This is a genomic window from Amycolatopsis sp. NPDC051061 (genome assembly GCF_040682935.1).
Lineage (GTDB): Bacteria > Actinomycetota > Actinomycetes > Mycobacteriales > Pseudonocardiaceae > Amycolatopsis.
The window spans coordinates 18,647-43,831 of the sequence record NZ_JBFBBZ010000018.1 but is presented as its reverse complement, the minus strand read 5'-3'; the positions used below and the strand labels follow the sequence as shown (position 1 = coordinate 43,831).

22 protein-coding genes and 1 pseudogene are annotated in these 25,185 nt (G+C 72.1%); 15 read left to right on the top strand and 8 right to left on the bottom strand.

Annotation, left to right across the window (positions count from 1 at the left end):
* Nucleotides 1-38 precede the first annotated feature (38 nt).
* The 3 genes from AB0N03_RS24440 (at nucleotide 39) to AB0N03_RS24430 (ending at nucleotide 2,750) form a co-directional block, all read left to right on the top strand.
* Nucleotides 39-1,547, top strand: a complete 1,509-nt coding sequence (locus AB0N03_RS24440; RefSeq protein ID WP_364376286.1) for a GAF domain-containing protein — start codon at nucleotides 39-41, stop codon at nucleotides 1,545-1,547.
* Nucleotides 1,544-2,206, top strand: coding sequence for a response regulator transcription factor (locus tag AB0N03_RS24435; protein ID WP_364375927.1), 663 nt, complete (start codon nucleotides 1,544-1,546; stop codon nucleotides 2,204-2,206). Before AB0N03_RS24440 ends, AB0N03_RS24435 begins: the two co-directional genes overlap by 4 nt.
* Nucleotides 2,207-2,315: 109 nt before the next feature.
* Nucleotides 2,316-2,750: a hypothetical protein gene (locus tag AB0N03_RS24430; protein WP_364375924.1), complete on the top strand. Its 435-nt coding sequence runs from the start codon at nucleotides 2,316-2,318 to the stop codon at nucleotides 2,748-2,750.
* Between the two features lie 104 nt (nucleotides 2,751-2,854).
* Here the strand turns inward: AB0N03_RS24430 and AB0N03_RS24425 are convergent, their stop codons facing one another.
* Together AB0N03_RS24425 and folE are read right to left on the bottom strand one after the other, a co-directional pair.
* A complete protein-coding gene (locus AB0N03_RS24425) occupies nucleotides 2,855-4,060 on the bottom strand; it encodes an FAD-dependent oxidoreductase (RefSeq protein ID WP_364375921.1) in 1,206 nt (401 codons plus the stop codon).
* The gene (folE, locus tag AB0N03_RS24420; RefSeq protein WP_364375918.1) at nucleotides 4,060-4,680 is read right to left on the bottom strand and encodes a GTP cyclohydrolase I FolE; all 621 of its coding nucleotides are present in this window, start codon (nucleotides 4,678-4,680) and stop codon (nucleotides 4,060-4,062) included. The genes AB0N03_RS24425 and folE overlap by 1 nt, the downstream gene beginning before the upstream one ends.
* Before the next feature lie 86 nt (nucleotides 4,681-4,766).
* On the opposite strand from folE, the gene AB0N03_RS24415 reads away from it, so the two are divergent.
* Nucleotides 4,767-5,423 carry a helix-turn-helix domain-containing protein gene (locus AB0N03_RS24415; RefSeq protein WP_364375915.1) on the top strand — a complete coding sequence of 219 codons (657 nt, stop codon included), beginning with the start codon at nucleotides 4,767-4,769 and terminating at the stop codon, nucleotides 5,421-5,423.
* A 2-nt stretch (nucleotides 5,424-5,425) separates the two neighbouring features.
* Here the strand turns inward: AB0N03_RS24415 and AB0N03_RS24410 are convergent, their stop codons facing one another.
* From AB0N03_RS24410 to AB0N03_RS24400, 3 genes are read right to left on the bottom strand one after another with little or no spacing between them, the layout of a single operon-like run.
* The gene (locus tag AB0N03_RS24410) at nucleotides 5,426-6,436 is read right to left on the bottom strand and encodes a D-cysteine desulfhydrase family protein (protein WP_364375912.1); all 1,011 of its coding nucleotides are present in this window, start codon (nucleotides 6,434-6,436) and stop codon (nucleotides 5,426-5,428) included.
* A 12-nt stretch (nucleotides 6,437-6,448) separates the two neighbouring features.
* Nucleotides 6,449-7,177, bottom strand: a complete 729-nt coding sequence (locus tag AB0N03_RS24405; RefSeq protein WP_364375909.1) for a sulfite exporter TauE/SafE family protein — start codon at nucleotides 7,175-7,177, stop codon at nucleotides 6,449-6,451.
* A complete protein-coding gene (locus AB0N03_RS24400; protein ID WP_364375906.1) occupies nucleotides 7,171-7,914 on the bottom strand; it encodes an FCD domain-containing protein in 744 nt (247 codons plus the stop codon). The genes AB0N03_RS24405 and AB0N03_RS24400 overlap by 7 nt, the downstream gene beginning before the upstream one ends.
* Before the next feature lie 328 nt (nucleotides 7,915-8,242).
* Here AB0N03_RS24400 and AB0N03_RS24395 point away from each other — a divergent pair, with 328 nt between their 5' ends.
* From AB0N03_RS24395 to AB0N03_RS24385, 3 genes are all read left to right on the top strand, one after another.
* Nucleotides 8,243-9,130: a serine hydrolase gene (locus tag AB0N03_RS24395; protein WP_364375903.1), complete on the top strand. Its 888-nt coding sequence runs from the start codon at nucleotides 8,243-8,245 to the stop codon at nucleotides 9,128-9,130.
* Between the two features lie 83 nt (nucleotides 9,131-9,213).
* Entirely contained in the window at nucleotides 9,214-10,257 is a 1,044-nt protein-coding gene (locus AB0N03_RS24390; RefSeq protein ID WP_364376283.1) for a LacI family DNA-binding transcriptional regulator, read from the top strand.
* A gap of 156 nt (nucleotides 10,258-10,413) precedes the next feature.
* Complete coding sequence (locus tag AB0N03_RS24385) at nucleotides 10,414-14,487, top strand: beta-galactosidase (protein ID WP_364375900.1); 4,074 nt, start codon at nucleotides 10,414-10,416, stop codon at nucleotides 14,485-14,487.
* 88 nt (nucleotides 14,488-14,575) lie between these two features.
* Here AB0N03_RS24385 and AB0N03_RS24380 read toward each other — a convergent pair whose 3' ends face one another.
* Both AB0N03_RS24380 and AB0N03_RS24375 read right to left on the bottom strand, forming a co-directional pair.
* On the bottom strand, nucleotides 14,576-15,283 hold the full coding sequence (locus AB0N03_RS24380; protein WP_364375897.1) for a DUF6008 family protein: 708 nt from the start codon (nucleotides 15,281-15,283) through the stop codon (nucleotides 14,576-14,578).
* 111 nt (nucleotides 15,284-15,394) lie between these two features.
* Nucleotides 15,395-16,012 carry a LysE family transporter gene (locus AB0N03_RS24375; RefSeq protein WP_364375894.1) on the bottom strand — a complete coding sequence of 206 codons (618 nt, stop codon included), beginning with the start codon at nucleotides 16,010-16,012 and terminating at the stop codon, nucleotides 15,395-15,397.
* 221 nt (nucleotides 16,013-16,233) lie between these two features.
* Here AB0N03_RS24375 and AB0N03_RS24370 point away from each other — a divergent pair, with 221 nt between their 5' ends.
* Complete coding sequence (locus AB0N03_RS24370) at nucleotides 16,234-17,028, top strand: SDR family oxidoreductase (RefSeq protein WP_364375891.1); 795 nt, start codon at nucleotides 16,234-16,236, stop codon at nucleotides 17,026-17,028.
* A gap of 296 nt (nucleotides 17,029-17,324) precedes the next feature.
* Entirely contained in the window at nucleotides 17,325-17,450 is a 126-nt protein-coding gene (locus AB0N03_RS24365; protein WP_364375888.1) for a hypothetical protein, read from the top strand.
* On the opposite strand, the gene AB0N03_RS24360 is transcribed toward AB0N03_RS24365, so the two are convergent.
* Entirely contained in the window at nucleotides 17,451-18,905 is a 1,455-nt protein-coding gene (locus AB0N03_RS24360) for a cellulose binding domain-containing protein (RefSeq protein WP_364375885.1), read from the bottom strand. It lies immediately after the preceding gene.
* Between the two features lie 559 nt (nucleotides 18,906-19,464).
* Here AB0N03_RS24360 and AB0N03_RS24355 point away from each other — a divergent pair.
* The 6 genes and pseudogenes from AB0N03_RS24355 to AB0N03_RS24330 all read left to right on the top strand — a co-directional run bounded on the left by AB0N03_RS24355 (nucleotide 19,465) and on the right by AB0N03_RS24330 (nucleotide 25,159).
* Nucleotides 19,465-19,719, top strand: a complete 255-nt coding sequence (locus AB0N03_RS24355) for a hypothetical protein (protein WP_364375883.1) — start codon at nucleotides 19,465-19,467, stop codon at nucleotides 19,717-19,719.
* Nucleotides 19,720-19,889: 170 nt separating this feature from the next.
* Nucleotides 19,890-20,729: pseudogene (locus tag AB0N03_RS24350) on the top strand (glycoside hydrolase family 16 protein); the annotation flags it as partial.
* A gap of 226 nt (nucleotides 20,730-20,955) precedes the next feature.
* Nucleotides 20,956-21,879: a serine hydrolase gene (locus AB0N03_RS24345; RefSeq protein WP_364375880.1), complete on the top strand. Its 924-nt coding sequence runs from the start codon at nucleotides 20,956-20,958 to the stop codon at nucleotides 21,877-21,879.
* Complete coding sequence (locus AB0N03_RS24340) at nucleotides 21,876-22,835, top strand: endonuclease/exonuclease/phosphatase family protein (RefSeq protein WP_364375877.1); 960 nt, start codon at nucleotides 21,876-21,878, stop codon at nucleotides 22,833-22,835. The genes AB0N03_RS24345 and AB0N03_RS24340 overlap by 4 nt, the downstream gene beginning before the upstream one ends.
* Nucleotides 22,836-23,058: 223 nt before the next feature.
* Nucleotides 23,059-24,102, top strand: a complete 1,044-nt coding sequence (locus tag AB0N03_RS24335) for a LacI family DNA-binding transcriptional regulator (RefSeq protein ID WP_364375874.1) — start codon at nucleotides 23,059-23,061, stop codon at nucleotides 24,100-24,102.
* A 76-nt stretch (nucleotides 24,103-24,178) separates the two neighbouring features.
* Nucleotides 24,179-25,159, top strand: coding sequence for an ABC transporter substrate-binding protein (locus AB0N03_RS24330; RefSeq protein WP_364376280.1), 981 nt, complete (start codon nucleotides 24,179-24,181; stop codon nucleotides 25,157-25,159).
* Nucleotides 25,160-25,185 lie beyond the last annotated feature (26 nt).

The window sequence follows — 25,185 nt, the reverse complement described above, 5'->3', positions numbered from 1 at the left end:
TCATGTGGGGTCGGCGGGAAGTGGCGGACGAAATCGGCATGCCGGCGATCCTGGCCGCGGTGGCCGGGATCGCGCGCGAGCTGGAGGTGCCGGCGGTGCTGGGCACCGCGGTGACGACCGTGTGCGACCTCGTCGGCGCCCGGCACGGCCGCGTCGAGGTGACCGGTCCCGAAGGCGGTGTCGCCGAGTACGGCCGGGCCGGCGGCAACGGGGTGGTGGAGCTGCCCGTGCGGGCCGGGCCGAAGACGCTCGGCCGGTTCGAGATCGAACCCGCCGCCGGCCGCCAGTTCGGCCGCCGCGAGCGGGAGGTGCTGGGCGCGCTCGTCGCCGCGACCGCGATGGCCGTCGACAAGGCCCAGCTCGTCGACCAGATGCGCCGCCGCGAACGCTGGCTCGAAGCGTCCTACGACGTCACGCGCGCCCTGCTCGCCGCGCAGGACCTGCGGGCCACCCTCCGGCTCGTCGCCGAACGCGCGCGCGTGGTCGCCGGCGGTACCGCCGGGGCGATCGCGCGGCCCGACGGGCCGGGGCGGCTGGTGTTCGACGTCGTCGAGCCGCCGGGGGAGGACGCCGACCGGCTCATCGGGCTGACCGTGCCGACCGAAGGCACGGCCACCGGGGTCGCGTTCACCACGCGCCGCCCGGTCGTCGTGCGCGACTACGGCGACCGCGTGCAGGAGGAGCAGCGCGACCGCGCCGGGCCGATGCCGGCGATGATCAAGGACCTGGACTCGGCGATCTCGGTGCCGCTGCTGGTCGGCGACGAGACGCTGGGCGTGCTGGTCGTCGCGAAGTTCCGGGACAAGACGCCATTCACCGAGGCCGAGGTCCAGCTGGCCGAGACCTTCGCCGGGCACGCCGCGCTCGCCGTCGAGTTCTCCCGGGCGCAGGAGGTGCGCCAGCAGCTGGCGGTGTTCGAGGACCGCGACCGGATCGCCCGCGACCTGCACGACCTGGTCATCCAGCGGCTGTTCGCGACCGGGCTCGGGCTCGAGGGCGTCAGCCGGCTGATCGCCGACCCGGCCGTCGGTGCGCGCGTCGCCGGCTTCGCCCAGGACCTCGACGGCACGATCCGCGAGATCCGCAACAGCATCTTCTCGCTGCAGGCGCCCGCGCAGGCGCAGGGGAGCCTGCGTGCCGAGCTGCTGCGGGTCGCCGTCGACGCGCGGGACACGCTGGGCTTCGAGCCGCGCGTCGGCTTCGACGGGCCGCTCGACGCCGCGGTGCCGGACGCCGTCCGGTCCGACCTGATCGCATCGCTGCGCGAGGCGCTGACGAACGTGTCGCGCCACGCCGGAGCGACGTCGTCTTCGGTCGAGGTCACCGTGGACGGCGCCGGCCGGCGGCTGCGCATGGTGGTGCGCGACGACGGGACCGGGCCGCCGCCCGAAGGACCCGGCCGCGTCAGCGGGCTCGCCAACCTGGCCGCCCGTGCGGTGCGGTGGGGCGGCGACTGCGCGCTGGTGGCCGCCGAAGGTGGCGGCTCCCGGTTGGAATGGACCGCCGAGCTGCCGGCTCGGACCGGCGAGCAGGGGAGTGGGCGATGACGATCTCGGTGTTCCTGCTGGACGACCACGAGCTGGTCCGCACCGGCCTGAAGACCGTCTTCGAGTCCGAAGAGGACATCGAGGTGGTCGGGGAGGCGGGGACCGCGGCCGAGGCGCTGGTCCGGATCCCGCAGGCGCGCCCGGACGTGGCGATCCTCGACGTCCGGCTGCCCGACGGCCAGGGCGTGGAGGTGTGCCGCGAGATCCGCTCGACGGTCGAGCCGGCGCCGGCCTGCCTGATGCTGACGTCCTATTCGGACGACGACGCGCTGTTCGGCGCCATCATGGCGGGCGCGGCCGGGTACATGCTCAAGCAGGTCTCCGGGCGGTCGCTGGTCGAGGCCGTCCGCACGGTCGCCGTCGGCGGCTCCTTGCTGGACGCCACGCTGACCGCGTCGGTGATGAACAAGCTGCGCGGCGAGACCGCCTCCTCGGCGCCGGACCCGCGGTACGAGCAGCTCAGCCCGCAGGAGCGGCGGGTGCTGGACCTGGTCGCCGAAGGCCTGACCAACCGGCAGATCGCCGAGCGGCTGTTCCTGGCCGAGAAGACGGTGAAGAACTACGTGTCGTCGGTGCTGCACAAGCTCGGGGTCGAGCGGCGGACCTCGGCCGCGGTGTACGTGTCGCAGCGACGCGCCGACGGCGGCCGTTCGAGCTGATCACGCGCCCACTCGGCGCAAACCGGTGGGGCATCCGACGTATCTGGTCACCGATGCGATACACCTGACGGGTGACGCACGAATTGTCGTGCGCGGCGGAGGGGACGGCATGTCGGGGTTGTCGAGCGGGGACTATGTCACGCAGCAGATCAAGGCGCTGGCCAGAGCCGTGCGCCGGGAAGGCGCCGGTGGCGTCGGCACGCGCAGCTTCCAGCTGGCGGAGCACTTGGCGGCGGAGGGAGGCGTCCACCGCGGCGACATCCTGACGGCGACGGCGACGCTCCTGGCGATGACGGCGTGGTGCGACGGCGAGGCCGACGCGGCCTGCCGGTTCGCGGAGCTGGCCGGCGAGCACGACGAGGATTCGCGCGAGCTGGTGACGCACCTGCTGCGGCTGGAGGCCGGGGCGGATCAAGGCTGGTTGCCGCAGGAGCAGGTGGAGGCGTTGCTGGAGTACGCGCGCCGCGCCCGCCGGGATGATCTGGAGCTGCGGGTGCGCGCGATCGCCGGGTCGCGCGGTGGCCGGCACCGGCGGGACAACTGACGGTCCGTCCGGATCGGACGGCCGCGCGCCGACGTCACATGAGCCGGAACAGCCGTGGGCGGGGAACAGTGCGTTCCCCGCCCACGGCCCGGTAGCCGGCGCGGCTAGCTCGTGAGGGGACGCGCGGGATCCGCCAGCGCGTCCGGGTCCACCGTCCGTCCACTGCGGATCAGCTCGCGGACCGCGTCGAGGCCGTCGTCCCACCGGTTGACGTGCAGTCCGGCGACCACCCGGCCGCCCGCCAGCCAGAACGCGTGGAACGCCTCGTCGCTCCCGCGCCGCACCACGCGGTCGTACCCGCCGGGCGGGAACCAGCCCGTGAACTCCATGCCCACGTCGTACTGGTCCGAGAAGAAGTACGGCAGGTCGTCGTGCACGACCTCGTGGCCGAGCATCGAGCGCGCCGCCGCCGGGCCGCCGTTGGTCGCCGCCGCCCAGTGCTCGACCCGGATGCGGCGGTCGTAGCCCGGGTGCCACGCGCTCGCGACGTCGCCCGCCGCGAAGACGTCCGGGTCCTCGGTGCGCAGGGACGCGTCCACGCTGACGCCGTCGTCGACGGCCAGACCCGCGTCGGAGGCCAGCTGCGTCTCCGGCCGCGCGCCGATCCCGACGATCACCACGTCGGCCGGGATGTCGCCCGCGTCCGTCCACACCGCACCGACCGCGCCATCGCCGGCGAAACCCTTCACGCCGGTGCCGAGCCGCAGGTCGACGCCGTGGCGGCGGTGCAGGTTCGCGAAGTACTCGCCCAGCTCCGGCCCGAGCGTCGCGTGCAGCGGCGACGGGCCGGGCTCGACGATCGTCACCTCGCAGCCGTAGGTCCGCGCCGCGGCCGCGGTTTCCAGGCCGATCCAGCCCGCGCCGGCCACGACGACCCGCCCGCCCGCGGCCAGCGCGTCGCGCAGCCGGTCCGCGTGCGCGAGCCGGCGCAGGTAGTGGACGCCCTTCAGGTCGTTGCCGGGCACCCGCAGCCGCCGCGGCGACGCCCCGGTCGCCAGCAGCAGCTTCGTGTAGCCGAGGCGTTCGCCACCCGCCAGTTCGACCTCGTGGGCCGCCCGGTCCAGCGCCGTGACGCGCCGGCCGGTCAGCACCTCGATGTCCTGGTCGGCGTACCACTTCTCGTCGTGGACGAAGACCGACGCGCGGTCGTCCTGGCCGAGCAGGTAGCCCTTCGACAGCGGCGGCCGCTCGTAGGGCAGGTCCGGCTCCGCGCCGACGATGACGACGCGCCCGGCGAACCCTTCCGCCCGCAGCGTTTCCGCGGCCTTCGCGCCGGTCAGCCCGGCGCCGACGATGACGTAGCTGTCCATCACGCGCTCACCCCGGTCAGCGCGAAGAACTCCTGCCGCGTCTTGGGTTCCTCCCGCAGCAGCCCGTGCAGCGACGACGTCACGGTGAGCGCGCCGATCGCCCGTACCCCGCGCAGTGACATGCACAGGTGCTCGGCTTCGATCACGACGCCGACGCCCTTCGGTGCCAGGTGCTCCTGCAGCCAGTCCGCGACCTGCTTGGTCAGCCGTTCCTGCACCTGCAGGTCCCGCGCGAACATCTCGACGACGCGGGCGAGCTTCGACAGGCCCAGGATCCGCTCGCCGGGCAGGTAGCCCACGTGCGCGACGCCGCGGAAGGGCAGCAAGTGGTGCTCGCACAGGGACTGCACTGGGATGCTTTTAGCCAGCACGAGCTCGTCGTAGCCCTCGTCGTTCGGGAACGTCGTCAGCCGGAAGTCGCGCGGCCGAAGCATCTCCGCGTAGGCGTTGGCCACCCGGCGCGGCGTGTCGCCCAGGTGCTCCGACGACGGGTCCTTCCCCAGCGCCCGCAGCAGGTCGGCGACCGCGCGTTCCGCCGCGTGCAGGTCCATCGTGTCGCGGTCGTGGACGACACCCAGGTGCCGCAGCGGCACTGGTTCGCGGACGGGATCGACGGTCACGGAGGCCTCCTTCTAAAACCAAGACGAGCCGACGTTAGAAGCCCGCCGGGGTTTTCGTCAACGGTTGTGTGTTTTAGAGTGCTCGGATGCACAAGTCCCAGGCCGGCGCGCTGGCCGCGGTCGCGGCGCTCGACGAGCCGACGCGCCGGCGGCTGTACGAATACGTCGTCCGGCGCCCGGATCCGGTCAGCCGCGACGACGTCGCCTCGGCCCTCGCCGTGCCCCGGGCGACCGTCGCGTTCCACCTCGACCGTCTGGTGGAGGAGCGGCTCCTGGTGGCCGAGTACGAGCGCCGCAGCGGCCGCACCGGGCCGGGCGCGGGCCGCCCGGCCAAGCTCTACCGCCGGTCGGACCGGCAGGTGAGCGTCTCGGTCCCCGAGCGGCACTACGAGCTGGCCGGCGAGCTCCTCGCGTCCGCGATCGAGGAGGCCGACGAGACCGGCGGCTCGGCACGGGAAATCCTGGGGCGGCTCGCCCGCGACCACGGGGCCGAGCTGGCCGCCGGTGTCCCGGACGTCGTCGCCACGCTCGAGGAGCACGGGTTCGAGCCGCGCGTCGAGGGCGACGGGGTGCTGCTCGGCAACTGCCCGTTCCAGCGGCTCGCCCGGACGCACACGCGGCTGGTGTGCGAGATGAACCTCGGGTTGGTCGAAGGCATGCTCGACGGCGCGGGCGACCGTCGCCTGCGTGCCTGCCTGGACCCGCGGCCCGGGCTCTGCTGCGTGCGGCTCGCTCCCGCCTGAGGTCAGCCGCGCCGGGCCAGGTGCCCGGCGAGCGCGTCGTGGTAGGCGAACAGCGCGGGCACGCCGCCGCTGTGCAGCACCACCACCCGGTGCCCGGCGGTCCAGCGCCCGGCCGCGTGGTGGGACAGGAACCCGGCGAAGGTCTTCCCGCTGTAGACGGGGTCGAGCAGGACGCCCTCGGTGCGCGCCAGCAGCAGGATCGCGTCGAGGCACTCCTCGGTCGGGTCGCCGTACTCGCGCCCGACGAACTCGTCGTGGAGCTCGACCTCCGGCGGCGCTCCGCCGAGCCCGAGCAGCGTGGTCAGCTCAGCCCACCAGTGGCGGTACTCGGCGTGGCAGCCGGCGCGGTCCTGGTTGACGCTGATGCCGATGATCGGGCAGCCGAAACCCTGATCCCGCAGGGCGAGCGTCAAGGCGGTGAAGATCCCGCCGGTGCCGAACGGCAGGTAGACGGCGTCCGGCCGGTCGCCGGTTTCCCGCAGCTGCGCGGCGAGCTCCAGCCCGGCGCGCACGTAGCCGAGGCAGCTGTGCGGCGTGGTACCGCTGATCGGCACGGCGTGCGGCCGGCGTCCCGCCGCGCGCAGTTCGTCGCACACCGCGCGGACGTGCTCGTCGAGGGCCCAGTGGTCCTCGACGTCGACCACCCGGACGTCGGCGCCGAGCAGCCGCACGGTGAGCAGGTTGCCCTGGAACTCGTCGTAGGCGTCCCGGCTGAGCACGACCGTGCAGTCCATCCCGAGCCGGCGTGCGGCCGCGGTGGTGAGGCGGGCGTGGTTGCTCTGCATCGACCCGCACGTGACGACGACGTCCGCGTCGGCTCGGCGGGCCCGCGCCAGCTCGTACTCGAGCTTGCGGGGCTTGTCGCCGCCGAGCGCGAGCCCGGTGAGGTCGTCGCGCTTGAGGAGGACGCGGGGGCCGAGCCGCTGGCCCAGGCGCGTCAGGACGTCGAGCGGGGTGGGGGTGAGGGCGAGGTGTTCGCGCGGGAAGCTCTCGAGCCGGGTGGCCAGGTCCATGGGTTTTCCCTTCTAGCGCGGGAGGAACGGGAGGACGAAGAGGAAGGCGCCGAAGCCGACCAGCGCCGCCGAGGCGACGCGGTGGAGGTGGCGGCCACGCAGTTTTCGCGCCAGCCGCGTGCCGAGCAGGGTCCCGGCGCCGGCCAGCACGCCCAGGACGCTGCCGAGTCCGAAGTGGACGGAGCCTTGCGCCGCGTAGCCGAGCGTCGCGAACCCCACCAGCGGGAGCTGGATCAGCTGCCCGGCCGCGATCGTCGTCAACGCGGGCACGCCGAGCGCCAGCAGCACCGGGACGAGCAGGACCGGGCCGCCCGTGCCGGTCAGCGCCGAGCCGAACCCGACGGCCGCGCCGACCGCGACCGCGGCGGGCGCGGGTAGTTCGCGCGCTTCGCGAGGCCGCGCCCAGAGGTTGAAGGCGCCGGAGCCGGCGGTCACGGTGGCGAGGAACAGCCAGAGGACCGTCGCCGGGACGACGCCGTTCACCAGCGCGCCGGCCGCCGCGGCCGGGGCCGCGCCGAGCGTGAGCCAGCCGCCGAAGCGCCACGGCATGGCCTGGTGGCGCGCGTAGGCGGTGGTGCCGACGATGCCGGTGAACAGGAAGGCCCAGCTGCTGGTGCCGGCCGCCGCGTGGATGTCGAGCCCGGCGAGCCAGGTGAGCGCGGGCGGCAGGAGGACGCCGCCGATGCCGATCGTCCCGATGAAGACGCCGACCGGCACCGCCAGCAGCAGGACGGCTAACACGAGCCGAAGTGCTCGCGAAGCCGGTGCAGCCGCCGAAGCTGCGAAGGCGGCAGGCCGGGGCAGCCGGCGGCGTTGTCCACAGCGGACAGCAGGTGCCGTCGGGAGACAGCGGCCGCGGCCGGGCCGTCCCCGCGGGCGAGGGCGGCGACGATCTCGCGGTGGTCGTCGGTCCACCGGCGTGGTGTGTCGCCGGCCCACGCGCTCGCCTGGGTTTCGCGCCAGACCGGTCCGGACGCCCGTTCGAGCAGCGTGCCGACCTGCTCGCGCAGGTCCGGGTTCCGGCAGACGCCGGCGATCGCGGCGTGCAGCCGGTGGTCGGTGTCGGCCGGGATCGCGTCGCCGCCGGTGACGAGGGCCATCCCCGCGACGGCTTCGTGGGCTTGGTCGAGCGCGGCGGGGTCCGGGTCGGCGGCGGCGAGGGCCAGCACGGCCGGTTCGAGAACCAGCCGGGCTTCCAGGAGGTCCACGACCTCCTCGAAGGACCGCGCGGCGCGGACGTGCCGGGCCGCGCCGGGGACGGGCGAGCCACCGAGCACGACGGTGCCCCGACGTCGTCGCGGCTCGACGTATCCGGCGAACTGGAGTGCGCTCAGTGCTTCGCGCACCGAAGGCCGGCTGACCTCGAACTCGCGGGCCAGCTCCAGTTCGGTGGGCAGGATGGTGCCGGCGGGCCACCGTCCGTCATCGACGCGGGACCGCATCTCGGCGGCGATCCGCAGCCCGGCGGTGGTCTCCATACCGCCGAGGCTAGCACGATATGTCAGACATATCGGCCCTCATTGTCAGACCAGTGGCTGCCGCTGTTGGCCGGCAGGGCGCCAGTAAGCACGGCTTGGGGTCAGCGGGGAGGGAGGTACCCGCGCAGGGGAGGGGCGTACTCGTCGAAGAGCCGCGAGAAGGCGTCTTTGGGATCCTTCGCGGCGAGATCGAGCCGTTCCACGATTCCGGTCACGCTACTGGTTGTCGCGACCCCCGCCCGCGTCCCCGATCCCGGCCGGATGAGACACCGGCTACATCCGGGCCCGTCCGGCCGAACGCACCGGGGGGTGCGCGACAAGAGCCGGTATGCACAGGGGAAACGCGATGCTGCTGGCCGGGACGTGCGCCGGCGCGGTGGCGGCGATGCTCGTCGTGGCCGCGGCGGTCCGGCCGCCTCGACCCGCCGCGGCGGCCGGACCGGAGCTCACGACCGCGCCGTCGTACACGACGAGCGTGGCCACGACGGCGACTTCGGCGCCGCCGGAGACGTCCGCGAAGCCGTCGGCGAAGGCGGTGCCGGAGGGCGCCGCACTCGCGGCGCTCGTGCCCGGGAAGGTCAGCGTGCTGGTTCGCGACCGCAAGTCCGGGGACGTCGTCTCCTACCGCCCGGACGCGACCTACACCTCCGCGTCGCTGGTCAAGCTGCTCATCGCCGTGGAAGCGCTGCAGCGGGGCGAACCCGCCGCCGAGGTCGCGGAGATGCTCTCGCGCAGCGACGACGACGTCGCGAGCCGGCTGTGGATGAAGCTCGGCGGGCCCGCCATCGTGACGTCGTGGGCGAAGCGGATCGGCATGACCTCGACTCGCCCACCCGCCGACCCCACGCACTGGGGCAGCACCCTCGTCACCGCGACCGACCTGGCGCGGTTCTACGCCTATCTGATGGACGAGGCCCCCGAAGGGACGCGGCAGGTCGTCCTGCGCGCCCTCGACGGCGCCACCGAGCACGGCGCGGACGGCTTCGACCAGTTCTTCGGCATCCCGGGCGCGGTCACCGCCGCCGACTGGGCGGTGAAGCAGGGCTGGTCCTGCTGCGACCCGGGCCGCGACCTGCACACCAGCGGGCTCGTCGGCGGCCGCCGCTACATCGTCGTCGTGCTGAGCGCCCAGCCCGCCGCCACGTCCTGGGCGAAGGCGTCGCAGAACGTCACGGCGGTCGTGAAAGCGCTCTCCGGTCCGCTCGGCTGGTCCTGACGCGCCCGGCGTCCGCCGGGGACGGCCCCCTCGGCGGTACGGTTTCGTGCGTGGGGACACGGTGCGAGTGGGAAGGGGCCAGGGTGGTGGACCGGGCGAAGCCGGGGGAGCAGGCCAGGACGTCGGCCCCGGGACCGCGGCAGCCCAGCCTGGCCGACGTCGCCGGCATGGCCGGCGTGTCGCACATGACCGTTTCGCGCGTGGTCAACGAGAGCGGGCCGGTGCGCCCGGAAACCCGCGAGCGGGTCCTCGCCGCCGTGCACAAGCTCGGGTACCGGCCCAACACCGCCGCGCGGACGCTCGTCACCGGCCGGTCGGGCACCCTCGGCGTGGTCGCGCTGGAGTCGAACCTCTACGGGCCGGCGAGCACCCTGTACGGCATCGAGAACGCGGCGCGCGAAGCCGGGTACGGCATCGCGATCTGCAGCGTCACCCGCCCGGGCCGGACGTCGATCGGCGACGCGGTGGAGAGCCTGCGGAGCCAGGCTGTGGAGGGGATCGTCGTGATCGCCCCGCACGTCACGGCCGGGCGGGCGCTGGCCGCGGTGCCGGGCGACATCCCGGTGGTGGCCGTCGGCGGCGGAGAGTCGGCGCCGGTCCCGGTGATCTCGGTCGACCAGTACGACGGCGCCCGCCGCGCCACCGAGCACCTGCTCGCCCTCGGGCACCGGACGGTCTGGCACGTCGCCGGGCCGGAAGACTGGCTGGAGGCCCGCGACCGCGAACGCGGCTGGCGCGAGACCCTGGAACGCCGCGGCCTGCGGGTGCCGGCGGTCGTGCGCGGCGACTGGAGCCCGCGGTCCGGCTACGAAGCGGGCCGTGCCCTCGTCGGCAAGCGCGGGCTGAAGGCGGTGTTTTCGGCCAACGACCAGATGGCGCTGGGCCTGCTGCGCGCGTTCACCGAGGCGGGGATCCGGGTGCCGGAGGACGTCCACGTCGCCGGCTTCGACGACGTCCCCGAGGCGGCCTACTTCAATCCACCGCTGACGACGGTCCGCCAGGACTTCATCGAGGTCGGCCGAAAGACGTTCGGGCTCCTGGAGGACCGGATGGCGGGCGGCGACGTCAGGGCGCGGCACCTCGTGCCGGCGGAGCTGATCGTGCGGGAGAGCACCGGCCCCCGCTGAAACGTCTTGAATGACTCATTCAGGACATCCGACCAGGACTGTTAGCGTTAACACGACCTCGGCACTGATCCATCCCGGTGTTGTATCTTGACGACTTCTGTGTGATCGGCAAAGGATCGTGTTCGGTTCTGGTCCCCGCCGCCCGGAGGTCCCCGCATGCGTGCCGTCGTCCGGACTCTGCTCGTCGCCGTGCTCGCCCTGATCGGGGTGACCGTGCCGCAAGCCACGGCCGCGCCCCCGAAAGCGGCGGCGCACACCGTCACCTACGACGGCTACTCCTTCCTGGTCGACGGCAACCGGACCTACCTGTGGTCGGGGGAGTTCCACTCCTACCGCCTCCCGAGCCCCGACCTCTGGCTCGACATCTTCCAGAAGATGAAGGCGGCCGGCTTCAACTCGACGTCCCTCTACTTCGATTGGGGCTACCACTCGCCGCGCCAGGGCGTCTACGACTTCACCGGCGTCCGCGACCTCGACAAGCTCCTGGACATGGCCCAGCAGGCCGGGCTCTACGTCATCGCGCGGCCCGGGCCGTACATCAACGCCGAGGTCGACGGCGGCGGCTTCCCGACCTGGCTGTCGACCACCCCCGGCCACACCCGCAGCGCCGATCCCGTCTACCTGAAGTACTCCGACGAGTGGCAGACGCAGATCGACCGGATCATCGCCCGCCACCAGCTCACGAACGGCACCGGCAGCGTGCTCGCCTACCAGGTCGAGAACGAGTACTACAACGGCAACGCCGACGGCCGCGCCTACATGAAGCACCTCGAGGACAAGGCCCGCGCCGACGGCATCACGGTTCCCTTGGTGGGCAACAACAACGGCACCTTCAACGCCGGCGAGGCCGCGCTCGACGTCGACGCCGCCGACTCCTACCCGCAGGGCTTCGACTGCTCCAACCCCACGCGGTGGAACGGCGTGCCGGACATCAGCTACGACCACGTCCCCGGCAAGCCGCTGATCACCGCCGAGTTCCAGGGCGGCGCCTTCGACCCGTGGGGCGGTCCGGGTTACGAGAAGTGCGCGCAGCTGATCAACGACCAGTTCGCCAACGTGTTCTACAAGCAGAACATCGCGGTCGGTGCCACCGGCCAGAGCTTCTACATGCTGCACGGCGGCACGTCGTGGGGCTGGAGCGCGATCCCGCAGAACTACACGTCCTACGACTACGGCGCCGCGATCACCGAAGGGCGCCAGTTCGACCCGAAGTACAACGAGGACAAGCTGATCGGCTACTTCACCCAGTCCGTCGCCCCGCTGACCAAGACGGACGGCCTGGCCGCCGCGCCGCTCACGGACCCAGCCCTCACCGACACCGCCCGGATCAACCCGGACACCCGCACGCAGTTCCACACCCTGCGGCACACCGATTCGACGTCCACCACCACGAACACCACCAGCCTCGCGCTCGACCTCGCCGCGCACGCCGGCTACACCTACGACGACCGCGCCGGCGAGGTCGGCTACACCGGCACTTGGAGCCACGTCGGACCGGAGGTGAACTACACCGGCGGCGACTACCAGCACACCGAGTCGTTCTCGGAGGCCACCGGCGACAGCGTGAGCATTCCCTTCACCGGCACCGGGATCCGCTGGGTGACATCGAAGGATCCGAGCCACGGCATCGCCGACGTCTACCTCGACGACGCGAAGGTCAGCACGGTCGACCTCTACGCGGCGAGCAAGCAGAACCAGGTCACCGGCTACGAGGCGCGCGACCTGCCCGCGGGGGCGCACACGCTGAAGATCGTCGTCACCGGGCAGAAGAACGCGAGCGCGACCGGCCCGTTCGTCGTGGTGGACGCCGTCGACCTGCTGTCCGGCAGCACCGACTACTACCCGGTCGTCCCGCAGCAGGCCGGCACCGGCATCACGCTGAACGGCCGCCAGTCGAAGATCGTCGTCGCCGGGTACGACCTCGGGCGGACGCGGATGCAGTACTCGACTTCGGAGATCATGACGAGCGCGGCCATCGGCGGCCGCGACGTCGCGGTCCTCTACGGGGACAAGGGCGGGCCGGGCGAGACCGTCCTGCGGTTCGCGAAGCAGCCGTCCGTGCAGGTGCTCGGCGGCAACGCGACGTCCACTTGGGACGCCACGCGCGGCGACCTGCGGTTGAACTACACCCACGACGGCCTGACGCGGGTGCTCGTCACCGCTCCCGGGCAGCGGCCCCTGCTCCTGCTGCTCGCGGACAAAGCGACGGCGGCAACGTTCTGGCGTCAGGACACCGCCGCCGGCCCGGTGCTGGTCCGCGGCACGCACCTGGTGCGGACGGCGGCCGACGACCACGGCACCCTGGCGCTGACCGGCGACACCGGCGACGACGGCGCGTTCGAGGTCTTCGGCACCGCGAAAGCCGTCTCCTGGAACGGTTCCCGCGTCGCGGCGAAACCGACGCCGAGCGGCAGCCTCACCGGCACCGCGCCGACCGCCAAAGCCGTGACGTTGCCCGCCCTGACCGGCTGGAAGCAGCAGCAGGAGTCGCCGGAAAGCCAACCGGCGTTCGACGACTCGGCGTGGCCGGTGGCCGACAAGGACGCCTCCAACAGCTCGACGGCCCTCGGCACGAAACCGGTGCTCTTCGCGGACGACTACGGCTTCCACACCGGCAACACCTGGTACCGCGGCCGGTTCACCGGCGACGGGACGCAGACCGGGATCACGCTCGCGAGCCAGAGCGGCGGGCCGGCCGGCGCGTTCTCGGCGTGGCTCAACGGTGTCTTCCTCGGCAGCTCGACGGACCCGCAGCACACGTTCACCTTCCCGGCCGGCACGCTGCACCAGGGTGAGAACGAGATCTCCGTGCTGACCGTGAACATGGGGCACGAAGAGGACTACGGCGCGAACAACGGCAACAAAGCCGCGCGCGGGCTCATCTCCGCGCGGCTGACCGGGGCGCCGCTGACGTCGGTGACCTGGCGGCTGCAGGGCGTCCGCGGTGGCGAGACCGGGCTCGACCCGGTCCGCGGTCCGCTCAACACCGGCGGGCTGTACGGCGAACGCGCGGGCTGGTCGCTGCCCGGCTTCCCCGACGGGCGCTGGACGTCGACGTCGTTGCCGGCGAAGGACCCGACTCCGGGCGTGTCGTGGTACCGGACCACCGCGGACCTGGATTTGCCGCGCGGCCAGGACACCTCGCTCGGCCTGACGATCACCGACGACCCCGCGCGGCAGTACCGGGCGCTGCTCTTCGTCAACGGCTGGCAGCTCGGCCAGTACGTCAACTACCTCGGGCCGCAGCACAGCTTCCCGATCCCGAACGGCGTCCTGAACCCCAACGGCCACAACACGATCGCCGTCGCCGTGTGGAACCTCGACGGCAGCACGGGTGGCCTGGGCAAGATCGCGTGGACGAACTACGGCAGCTACCGCTCGCCGCTGACGGTGCGTGCGAACCCGTCGCCGGGCTACGACCCCGGGCGGTACGCGATGCCGGCGGCCCCGACGGCCGCGGTGTCGCTGACCGCGCCGGATACGGCGTCGGGCGGGCAGCGGTTCACCGCTTCGGCGACGGTGCGGGTGCCCGCGGGCGCGCCGCCGGCGTTCGACGTCAAGCCGGTGCTGACCGCGCCGGCCGGGTGGACGGTCGGCGCGGCCTCCCCGCCTTCGGTGGCGCGGATCGACGGCGGCCGGTCGGCGACCTTCACCTGGCCGGTCACCGCTCCCTCCACAGTGGACACCTCGGCGCTGAAGGTGGCAGTGGCGTACCGGCAGGCCGGGCGGCCGGGGTCGGTCTCCGACGAGCGGGTCGTCGGCGCGGTGCCGCCGGCGCCACCCGCGGGCGCGGTGGCGGTGAGCTCCCTGCCGTTCCTGACGGCGACGAACGGCTGGGGCCCGGTCGAGCGCGACACGAGCAACGGCGAGGCGAGCGCGGGCGACGGCAAGCCGATGACCATCGGCGGGGTGGCGTACGCGAAGGGCCTGGGCGTGCACGCGGCGAGCGACGTCCAGCTCTACCTGGCCGGCGCCTGCACGCGGTTGACGGCTTCGGCCGGCGTCGACGGCGAGACGGGTGGCGGTGGCAGCGTGAGTTTCAGCGTTTCGGCGGACGGTGCGACCCGGGTGACGACGCCGGTGGTCCGCGGCGGCCAGGCGGCGGTCCCGATCGACGTTGACGTCACCGGGGCCCAGGTCCTGGACCTGCTGGTGTCCGACGGCGGCGACGGCAACGGCAACGACCACGCGGACTGGGCACTGCCGACGCTCACCTGCACGGGGCCGTAGGCGGCTCCCGAGGTCGGCTTCCGGAGGTCGCGAATGACTCATTCGCGACCTCCGGCGCCCCGAATGAGTCATTCGCGACGCCGGGCCGCTACGCCGCCTGCCGGGTGAACTCCGGGACGGGCCGGACGAAGAACGTCGCCCGGACCGCCCGGCGCTCCCGCCACAGGTGGTACAGCGCGAGGCCGAAGATGACCGACCCGATCACGTTCGCGACGAAGTGCCACCACACGCGGTAGGTCGTCAGCCCGACGCCCGGGTCGACGAGACCGAAGAACGTCGACAGCCCGATCGCCCGGGGCGCGCCGAACCCCACCGACAGCGTCAGGACCAGGTGCTCGAGGCCGTGCAGGCCCTGCATCCAGACGCCCATCTTCGCCCAGCGGCGGGCGCGGGTGCCCAACGCTCGCCGCGTGATCACCATGACCCCGGCCAGCCCGGCCAGGAAGATGAAGTTGCCGGTGAGGTGCAGCAGCTCCATCCCGAACGTCTTGCGGTCCGGCAGGAGCAGCTGCAACCCGTTCGCGAGCCCGGTGCCCCACGGCGTCATCCACGCCGGCGCGTTCGGGTGGCCGAGCCAGTAGCCGACCTGCGCGACGTGCTCTTGGACGTGCCCGAGCTGCCCGAGCACGCCGACGCCGATCACCGCGACCGAGCCGCGGTACACCCACGGCCGCACCGGCCCGCGGTTCGCGTACGCCAGGACACCGACCGCCGCCCACATGGCCAGCGCCCACAGCACGAGCAGCGTCGCCCCCGTGACATCCCAGCCGGACATCGTCCCCATCGGCATGGTCATGGCCGCCTCCCGTCATCGACGGGCCGAGCTTAACGGGGAAAAGCGCCGTGCGACGTCTTCCGATGTGCGCCCGATAACTGGACAAACCGTTACACCCCAACGGTTGTCCGGTCAGGTGAGGACAAGTCGGACGGCCAGGCCGGTGATCACCGCGCTCGACGCCAGCGCCGTCACCAACCGGCCCCGCGGTCCGGTGAGGACGCGCCCGAGCAGCGCGCCGCCGCCGGCCAGCAGTGCTTGCCAGCTCGCCGAGGCGGCGAACGCGGCGAGCACGAACACGACCTGCTCGAGCACCGAGACGGCCGTGCCGGCGCGGTCGCCGACGACCAGGGCGGTGAAGTAGACGACCGTGGTCGGGTTCACCAGCGTGATGCCGAGCAGGCTGACGTAGGCGCGGCCGGGCGCGAGCGGCGTGACGGCGCGGGCGGTGGCCTCGCGGTGGGAGCGCAGCGCCAGAACGGCCCCGCGGACCGCCAGCACGACCAGGATCCCGGCCGACACCAGCCGCAGCGGCCCGGCGACCGGGGCGACGAGTCCCGCGATCGCCGCGCCGCCGAGTACCGCCACCAGCGCGTACACGCCGTCGGCGGTGGCGACGCCGAGGGCCGCGGCCAGGCCGGTCCGCAACGAGGTCCGGGCGGTGAGCGCGACGAGGTAGGTCGCGACCGCGCCGACGGGGATCGCGATGCCGTAGCCGGCGAGCAGGCCGGCGAGCAGGGCGCCGGTCACGGCACGGGAGTGATCGACCTCCGCGGACGGCACGGCTGCTGCCGGACCGGCGCGGTGGTCGCGGCGACGGTCGGCAGGAGCGGGGTGCGGTAGGCGGTCATGCGCAGATGGTGTCGCCGCGGGGGCCGGGCCGGCAACCGGATTTCCCAGCCGGTGCGCGTCGGGCAGCTGTGCTTGAATCGGCGCCGAGGGAGCGGCCGAGGCGAGAAAGGGTTTTCACGATGCGGGTCGACCTGAGCGGGAAGACGGCCCTGGTCACCGGGTCCACCGGTGGCATCGGCTCGGCGATCGTGGCGGGCCTCGCGGCCACCGGTGCGCGGGTCGCGATCAACGGCCGGAGCGAGACCGGGGTCGCGAAGGCCATCGCGCGCCTGAAGGAGGACCTGCCGGACGCCGACCTGGTGCCGGCCCCGGGCGACGTCTCGGAGGAGGCCGGCGCGGCACAGGTCGTCGAAGAGGTGCCCGACGCCGACATCCTCGTCAACAACCTCGGCATCTTCGGCGCCCAGGAGCCCCTCGAGATCACCGATGCCGACTGGCGGCGCTACTTCGAGGTCAACGTCCTGGCCGCGGTGCGGCTCACCCGCGCCTACCTGCCGGGCATGACCGAGCGCGGCTGGGGCCGGATCCAGTACATCGCCAGCGATTCGGCGGTCGTGATCCCGGCCGAGATGATCCACTACGGCGTGTCGAAGACGGCGTTGCTCGGGGTATCGCGCGGGTTCGCCAAGCACGCGGCGGGGACCGGCGTCACGGTCAACGCCGTGATCGCGGGCCCGACGCACACCGGTGGCGTCGAGGACTTCGTCTACGAGCTGGTGGACAAGGACCTGCCGTGGGACGAGGCCCAGCACGAGTTCATGAAGAAGCACCGGCCGCAGTCGCTGCTGCAGCGCCTGATCGAGCCCGAGGAGATCGCGAACATGGTGGTGTACCTCAGTTCCCCGTTCGCCTCGGCGACGACGGGGGCGGCCGTGCGCGTCGACGGCGGGTACGTCGACTCGATCGTTCCCTAGCCGGGACCCGTTCCCGCCCAAGGGCACGGGGGAACCCCGGGAGGGAACGGGAGTTTGCGTCGGTACGGGGGCCGCCTCGCGGCGGAAGGCACGACACGGCTCCAGCGTTACCGGTATTCCGTGAAGGCAAGGGGTAGGCCCGGGGGCACCGCCGTACCGACACCCGTTACAACGCCCGGGGGCGTCCGGTGTTCCGCGGCCGGGAGTGACGTGCGTCGCCGGGTACCCCGCGCCGGGGTCGCCCGGACGGGCGCGCCGGGTGTCGGGATCCGCGCCGGTGGTTCATGATCGACTTCATGGACCACATCGAGACACCGGCGAAACCCGCCCGAGGCCTGCGGCGGGTCCTCCTCGCGGCGGCGGCGGGCGCAGTGCTCGCCGCCACCGCCTGGGTGGCCCTGTGGCTGGCCATGAACCTCTGACTACGGCGTGACCGGGATGTTCGTCAGACCCGACGTCGCGTTCGTGACCGTGTTGGACGCGTACACCACGTTCGGGTTCGCCGCGCACTTCGACACCGAGCTGATCTTGATCGCGTAGGCGCCGACCCCGCCCAGGTCGGACTTGTTGCCGCGCCACACGTTGCCGCAGCCGTTGTCGAACGACGGGGACGTGCTCGTGTTGTGGGTTTCGTAGCCGTTGGCGAACGTGCCGGGTGCCGAGAACGTGCCCGTGTTGTTCTCGATCGTGTAGCCGATGCCCTTGACGTCGATCCAGGAGTCCGCCGAGTTCTCGCCGGAGATGCCGCGGCCGTCGAAGGTGTTGCCGCGGATCAGGCCGTTGAACGTTCCCTCTTTGACGTCGATGGGCTCGGCCGCGATGAACGGGCCGATGTGGTTGTCCAGCACCTGGATCCGGTCGCCCCGGTCGACGCCGCCGGAGTTGCCGTGGCAGGCCCAGTTCGAGTTGGCCGAGCCGAGGTAGACGCCTTCGCCGTAGCCGGGCTGCACCAGCCCCGTGGAGGTGATCGTCGAGTTCTTCAGCACGCTGTCGGCCGACGAGCGGCGGAAGTGGATCGCCTCCTCGTCGACGTGGTGGACGTTCACGCCGTCGATCGTCGTGTGGGGCGAGTTGTCGACGACGATGCCCTTCTTGGATTCCTGCACGGTGAAGCCGGTCAGGTTCCAGTACGGCGCGCCGGAGAGCCAGAGGCCGTAGCCGGAGTCCCAGCCCGCGGTCGGCGCCGGGCAGTCCGGGGCGTCGCCCGACGGGCCGTCGTTGATCAGGACCGCGTTCGCTGGGCCCGACAGCGTGATGGGCTTCGCGGCCGTGCCGGCCTTCGTCGTGACGAACGAGCCGCGGTAGGTCCCGGCCGCCAGCTTGATCGCCTGCCCGGGCGCGGCGTTCGCCAGCGCCGCCTGCAGCTGGGCGGCCGTCGAGACGTTCACCGTGTCGCCGGCCGGCGGGGCAGTGGTGGTCGTCGTCGGAGTCGTGGTGGTGGCCGGTGTCGTCGGTGTGGTCGTGACCGGGCCGCCGCCCGCGCACGGGAGCCCGTTGATCGTGCAGCCCGCAGGCAGTCCGGAACCGGCGACGGTGAAGCCGAAGTTCGCGGTGGCGCCGGGCTTGACCGTGCCGTTGAAGCCCGCGTTCGTGAACTTGTAGTGCTGCCCGGTCTGCGTCTTCACCGAGCTCCACGAGCCGCTCACCGACGTGCCGGCGGGCAGGTCGAACTCGACGGTCCAGCCGGTCGCGGGTGCGTCGCCGCGGTTGGCGATCGTGTATCCGGCGCCGTAGCCCCCGGTCCAGACCGAGGCCTGCGCGAACGTGGCGGACAGGTTCGCCGCCGCGGCCTGCGCGGTGACCGCGCCGGTCAGCGCGAGCGCGGCGGAAACGGTGGCAGCGCCGAGCAGGACGGCACGACGACTTCGTGGGGACACCAGGGGCCTCCGGAGTGGGGGACAGCGGAGGGTGCTGCGGCGTACACCCGGACGTTCCCTTTATAGGTCACGAATGTGACGTGCGTCAATGAGCTGAACGACCGTCAAGTACGTGAACAAGATCAGCCGGTGACGCTCGGGGGCCCCGTCTCGACGTGCCCGCTGAACCGGCGGAGGAACTTCGGGTCGGCGTCGAGCGTCGCCGACAGGTCGTACCAGCCGGAACCGTAGACGACGGGGTTCGTTGGGGGTACCGAAGTCGAAGCACGTCATCAGGTCGCCGCAGATCGCGCGGCGCCACGCGCTGATGTTCGGCTCGGCCACGCCGGTCCAGCGTTCGAGGAACCGGAGCCGGGGCTGCGCCAGCGTAGGTGGTCGAAGCTGCACAGAACCACCGACGTTCGGACGGAATCATGCAGAGTGAAGTTCACGAGCTGGTCGATTCACGGCCCGGCCGCGTGACACTTTCCGGTGACCCGGAGGTGAACCCGCGCTGGGAAGGGAATCTCTTCCAGCACAAACCCCTGGCCCACGGGGGAGATTGCGGAAGGAGAGCACGATGAAGACCCGAATCGCTTCTTGGGTGACGGCTACTGCGCTCACGGTTTCCGCGGTGGTCGCCGCGGCGGCTCCGGCCGCGGCGGACCCGGTCCCGGGCAACCCGTACCAGTTCTACGCCTACTGCTCGGTCGACCTGCTCGGCGTGCCGGTGGCGTGCACGCAGACCGACGAGGCCCACGCGTCCCACATCTGCCAGTACCTGGCCACTCCGCTGGGCCTCGGTCTCGACTGCATCCAGCGCTCGGCCGCGTGACTTGCCCGAAAATACCCGGTGGTCCGGACCATCGGGTACTCGTCGGAAAATGTCCGACCGGTTGGTCTTGTTCTTCGCCAGGGACCCGTTCATACTTTGTTGCCATCCACAACAAATAGGGTGCCGGTGAGCCGCCAGCCGTCGCCCGCGGAACGGAAGGGGCGACGACGATGTCGACCAGGAACTCCGCCCGATGGCGGCGGACCGCCCGAATGCTGGTGGCGCCCGCGGCTCTGCTCGTGGCAGGCGCCGTGGTGGCCGCACCGCAGGTCCAGGCCGCACCCGCGGCACCGCTCGCGAGCTTCACCGACGACTTCGACGGCGCGGCGGGCAGCGGCGTCGACGGCTCGAAGTGGGTCCACGAGACCGGCGACAACGTGAACAACCACGAGCGGCAGTGGTACACCGACGGCACCGCCAACGCGGCGCTCGACGGCCAGGGCCACCTCGTGATCACCGCGAAGAAAGAGAACAGCGGCAACAACTGCTGGTACGGCGCCTGCGAGTACACGTCGGCGCGGCTCAACACGTCCGGCAAGTTCACCGCGTCGTCCGGGCACATCGAGGCCCGGATGAAGCTGCCGCGCGGGCAGGGCATGTGGCCCGCGTTCTGGATGCTGGGTTCGGACATCGGCAACGTCGGCTGGCCGCAGTGCGGCGAGATCGACATCATGGAGAACGTCGGGTTCGAGCCGAACACCGTGCACGGCACCATCCACGGCCCGGGCTACTCGGGCTCCGCCGGGATCGGCGCGGCCTACAACGGGCCGAACTTCTCCGACGACTTCCACACGTACGCGATCGACTGGTCCGCCGATCGCATCGTCTGGTCGGTGGACGGCAACGCGTACCAGACCCGCACGCCGGCCGACGTCGGCGGCAACCAGTGGGTGTTCAACCACGACTTCTTCGTGATCTTGAACCTGGCGGTCGGCGGCTACTGGCCCGGCGACCCCGACGGCAGCACCCAGTTCCCGCAGCAGCTCGTGGTCGACTACGTCCACGTGAGCTGAGGGGTTCCGGCCCGCGTGCCGGCTTCCGGATGTAGTGAATGACTCATTCCTGTCGTCCGACGACAGGAATGAGTCATTCACGTCGTTCGGGACCCGGCCGTTGGTACAGAATCGGGACATTTCTGGTTCAGACCTGTCGAACAACCCCGACGGCCCGGCGATCTTCTCCGGACAGAGTGATCGGTGAGCGCTCACGAAGCGCCCCGGCACCCGGAGGAGACCCATGGCCCGCACCCGCATCCCACCCGTCGCCGGCGGGGTCGCCGCCGCCGTCGCGGTGGCTCTCGCCGTGGCCTGCTGGGTCCTCTTCCCGCCCACCGTCGACGGCCGGGCGAGTGCCGCGCGACCCGCCGTCGACTTGCCGCTGCCGTGGCCGGCCGAAGGGCAGGCCAGCGCCGAGGTCCAGGGCCTGGGCTCGCTCGGCAGCCGCGGGGAACAGCGGCCGGTGCCGATCGCGAGCGTCACCAAGGTGATGACCGCCTACGTCGTGCTCAAGGACCACCCGCTCGCCGCGGGCGAGGCGGGCCCGAAGATCACCGTCGACCAGCAGGCCGAAGCCGAGTCGACGTCGTCCGAAGAATCGAGCGCCCCGGTCCGGGCCGGTCGCGAGATCAGCGAACGGGACCTCCTGTCGCTCATGCTCGTCCCGTCCGGCAACAACGTCGCCCGCCTGCTCGCCCGGTGGGACGCCGGCGGCCAGGACGCGTTCGTCGCGAAGATGAACCGCGAGGCCGCGGCGCTCGGGATGACCAGCACCACCTACACCGGGGCCAGCGGCGTCGAGGACTCGACGACGAGCACCGCCACCGACCAGCTGCGGCTGGCGCGCGAGGTGATGAAGAACGACGTGATCCGCGCGATCGTCGGCACCGCGAGCCTGCGCGTCGACGGCGTGCCCGGCGACGTCGTGAACACCAACACCCTCCTCGGCCGCCACGGCGTGATCGGGCTGAAGACCGGCTCGTCGACCGCGGCCGGCGGCGCCCTGATGTGGGCGGCGCGGGCCGACGGCGGCGCGCTGATCCTCGGCGTCGTCCTGCACCAGAACCCCGGCGGCAGCCCGGCGGCCGGGCTGCGGGCCGCGCTCGACACCAGCGAGACGCTCATTTCGGCGATCCAGCGCGAGCTGCCGGCGGCGACCCGGTGACCGCGACCCTCGAACCGGAGCAGACCGTGCCGGACCGCGGGACCTGGCGCCGGGGCCGGGTCATCGCGGTGTTCTCCGCGCTGACGGCGGTGCTGGTGTTCGCGCATTCGCTGGTGCCCAACTGGGTGGGCAACGCCGGCAGCCTGCTGGAGACGTTCCTGCCGTGGACGGGTCTGCTCGTGCTGCCGCTGCTCGGGGCGGCGCTGATCCGGCGTTCGGCGCTCGCGCTCGTGTCGCTGCTGCTGCCGGCGCTCGTCTGGGGCGGGTTCTTCGGCGGCAGGCTGTTCGACAAGACGGAAGCCGGCGGCGATCTCACGATCGTCTCGCACAACGTCAACGACGAGAACCCGGACCCGGCCGGCACCGCGCGTGCCCTGGCCGCCTCGGGCGCTCAGGTGATCGCGTTGGAGGAGCTGAAGAAGTCCGAGATCCCGAAGTACGAGGACGCGCTCGCGGCCGGCTACCCGCACCATTCGGTGCAGGGCACGGTCGGGATCTGGAGCACGGTGCCGTTGCGGGACACACGGCCGGTGGCGATCATGCCGTGGACCCGCGCGCTGCGGACCACAGTGGACACTCCGAAGGGCCCGGTGGCGGTCTTCGTGGCGCACCTGCCGTCGGTGCGGATCCGGCTCGACTCGGGCTTCACGGCGAACGGCCGCGACGAAGCGATCGGCCTGCTCGCCGACGCGGTGGCGGGGGAGCCGTCGCCGCGCACGGTCTTGGTCGGCGACTTCAACGGCACGGCCGACGACCGGGCCCTGACCCCCATCACTGCGCGGATGGAGAACGCGCAGGACCATGCGGGCGACGGGTTCGGGTTCAGCTGGCCGGCCGGGCTGCCGATGGCCCGGATCGACCAGGTCTTCGTGACGGGGGTGCGGCCGGTGGCGGCGTGGACGTTGCCCGCGACGGGCAGCGACCACCTCCCGGTGGCGGCTTCGCTGGCGCTCTGACGCGGGCCGAACATGCGCCCTGAACACCGCCCCTGCGCCGCTCCCGGTGAATTTCTCACGACGCCCTTCGCTGGTCGGCGAGTGTCTGCGGCCGGTGAACGCACGTGATTAGACCGTTACGCGGCCCAGTCTTGACCGCGTCGGTGTTATCGCTAACACTGACTCCTCGCCGCCACCCGAACGGGTGACGGAGACCACGTCGAGGTGCGGGAAGGGGACGCCAGTGGCCGAACGACCCCGCTCCGGCGGCCCCGTCAGGGCGACCGCCGCCGGTACGCGGCAGCCCAGCCTGACCGACGTCGCGGGCGTGGCGGGCGTGTCGCACATGACCGTCTCCCGGGTCATCAACGGGACCGGTCCGGTGCGTCCCGAAACCCGCGCCCGGGTGCTCGCCGCCATCGAAGAACTGGGCTACCGCCCGAATTCCGCGGCCCGCGCGCTCGTCACCGGACGCACCGGCACGCTCGGTGTCGTCGCGCTCGAGTCCAACCTCTACGGTCCGGCCAGCACGCTCTACGGCATCGAGAACGCCGCCCGCGAAGCCGGGTACGCGATCACGATCTCCAGCGTGAGCCGTCCGGGCCGGTCGTCGATCGCCGACGCGGTGGAGAACCTCCGCCGCCAGGCCGTCGAGGGCATCATCGTCATCGCCCCGCACGTCACCGCGGGCCGCGCCCTGGAAGCCGCGCCCGCGGACTTCCCGGTCGTCGCCGTCGGGGGCGGGGAAGCCGCGCCGGTCCCGGTGATCTCCGTCGACCAGCGCGACGGCGCCCGCCGCGCCACCGAACACCTGCTGGCCTTGGGGCACCGCACGGTCTGGCACGTCGCCGGGCCGGAGGACTGGCTGGAGGCCCGCGACCGCGAGCTCGGCTGGCGGGAGACCCTGGAACGCCACGGCGTGGACGTCCCGCAGGTCATCCGCGGCGACTGGAGCTCGCGCTCCGGCTACGAGGCGGGGCGATCCCTCGCCAAGGAGGGCCGGCTCGACGCCGTCTTCGCCGGCAACGACCAGATGGCGCTCGGCCTGCTCCGCGCGTTCGCCGAAGCCGGCGTCTCGGTGCCGCGGGACGTGCGCGTCGCGGGCTTCGACGACGTGCCCGAGGCGGCGTACTTCACACCGCCGCTGACCACGGTGCGCCAGGACTTCATCGAAGTCGGCCGGCGCACGTTCGGCCTGCTCACCCAGCGGATGGACGGGGGCGACCGGCATGCTCGCGCCCTGGTCGTGCCCGAATTGATCGTGCGCGAGAGCACCGGCCCGCGTTAGCGCCGCACCGCGCCGGACCGAAGAAGACCAGCTCCGAATGTTAACGCTAACAAAAATGATCACCGTCGATCGAGGAGTGAACGTGCTGAAGAAGCGATGGGCCGCCGCGGCGGCCGCGGCAGCGGGACTCGTGCTGCTCACCGCCTGCGGGAGTGGTGGTTCCTCCGGCAGCTCCGGCGGGGCGATCACGCTCGGGTTCGCCCAGGTGGGCGCCGAGAGCGGGTGGCGGACGGCCAACACCAAGTCGATCCAGGACTCGGCGAAGACGGCCGGCATCGAGCTCAAGTTCTCCGACGCGCAGCAGAAGCAGGAGAACCAGATCTCCGCGATCCGCTCCTACATCCAGCAGAAGGTCAAGGTCATCGCCTTCTCGCCGGTCGTCGAGTCCGGCTGGGAGACCGTGCTCAAGGAGGCCAAGACGGCCAACATCCCGGTCATCCTCACCGACCGCGCGATCGACTCGCCGGACAAGTCGCTCTACAAGACCTTCCTCGGCTCGGACTTCATCGCCGAGGGCAAGAAGGCGGGGGAGTGGCTGACCAAGGAGTTCGGCAGCGCCACCGGCCAGGTCAACATCGTCGAGCTGCAGGGCACCACCGGTTCGGCCCCGGCCAACGACCGCAAGAAGGGCTTCGCGGACGTCATCGCGGCGGACCCGAAGTACAAGATCGTCGCCTCGCAGACCGGTGAGTTCACCCGCGCCAAGGGCAAGGAGGTCATGGAGGCCTTCCTCAAGTCCCAGCCCAAGATCGACGTCCTCTACGCCCACAACGACGACATGGCGCTCGGCGCCATCGAGGCGATCGAAGCCGCGGGCAAGGTCCCGGGCAAGGACATCAAGATCGTCTCGGTCGACGGCGTGAAGGACGCGCTGACGGCACTGGCCGACGGCAAGATCAACCACGTCGTCGAGTGCAACCCGCTGCTCGGCCCGCAGCTGATGGACCTGGTGAAGAAGGTTTCCGCCGGTGAGTCGGTGCCCGCGCGCATCGAAACCCAGGAGACCGAGTTCGACCAGGCGTCGGCCAAGGCCGCTCTGCCGCAGCGCCAGTACTGAGAGGTCCCCGTGTCCACCGAACTGCT

Bases quoted from the DNA above. Each gene is read 5' to 3' on its own strand.
- AB0N03_RS24380 (WP_364375897.1), bottom strand. From the start codon at position 15,283: ATGACCATGCCGATGGGGACGATGTCCGGCTGGGATGTCACGGGGGCG.
- AB0N03_RS24425 (WP_364375921.1), bottom strand. From the start codon at position 4,060: ATGGACAGCTACGTCATCGTCGGCGCCGGGCTGACCGGCGCGAAGGCC.
- AB0N03_RS24415 (WP_364375915.1), top strand. From the start codon at position 4,767: ATGCACAAGTCCCAGGCCGGCGCGCTGGCCGCGGTCGCGGCGCTCGAC.
- AB0N03_RS24345 (WP_364375880.1), top strand. From the start codon at position 20,956: ATGGCCCGCACCCGCATCCCACCCGTCGCCGGCGGGGTCGCCGCCGCC.
- AB0N03_RS24370 (WP_364375891.1), top strand. From the start codon at position 16,234: ATGCGGGTCGACCTGAGCGGGAAGACGGCCCTGGTCACCGGGTCCACC.
- AB0N03_RS24355 (WP_364375883.1), top strand. From the start codon at position 19,465: ATGAAGACCCGAATCGCTTCTTGGGTGACGGCTACTGCGCTCACGGTT.
- AB0N03_RS24410 (WP_364375912.1), bottom strand. From the start codon at position 6,436: ATGGACCTGGCCACCCGGCTCGAGAGCTTCCCGCGCGAACACCTCGCC.
- AB0N03_RS24365 (WP_364375888.1), top strand. From the start codon at position 17,325: ATGGACCACATCGAGACACCGGCGAAACCCGCCCGAGGCCTGCGGCGG.
- AB0N03_RS24385 (WP_364375900.1), top strand. From the start codon at position 10,414: ATGCGTGCCGTCGTCCGGACTCTGCTCGTCGCCGTGCTCGCCCTGATC.
- AB0N03_RS24440 (WP_364376286.1), top strand. From the start codon at position 39: ATGCCGGCGATCCTGGCCGCGGTGGCCGGGATCGCGCGCGAGCTGGAG.
- AB0N03_RS24395 (WP_364375903.1), top strand. From the start codon at position 8,243: ATGCACAGGGGAAACGCGATGCTGCTGGCCGGGACGTGCGCCGGCGCG.
- AB0N03_RS24400 (WP_364375906.1), bottom strand. From the start codon at position 7,914: ATGGAGACCACCGCCGGGCTGCGGATCGCCGCCGAGATGCGGTCCCGC.
- AB0N03_RS24430 (WP_364375924.1), top strand. From the start codon at position 2,316: ATGTCGGGGTTGTCGAGCGGGGACTATGTCACGCAGCAGATCAAGGCG.
- AB0N03_RS24435 (WP_364375927.1), top strand. From the start codon at position 1,544: ATGACGATCTCGGTGTTCCTGCTGGACGACCACGAGCTGGTCCGCACC.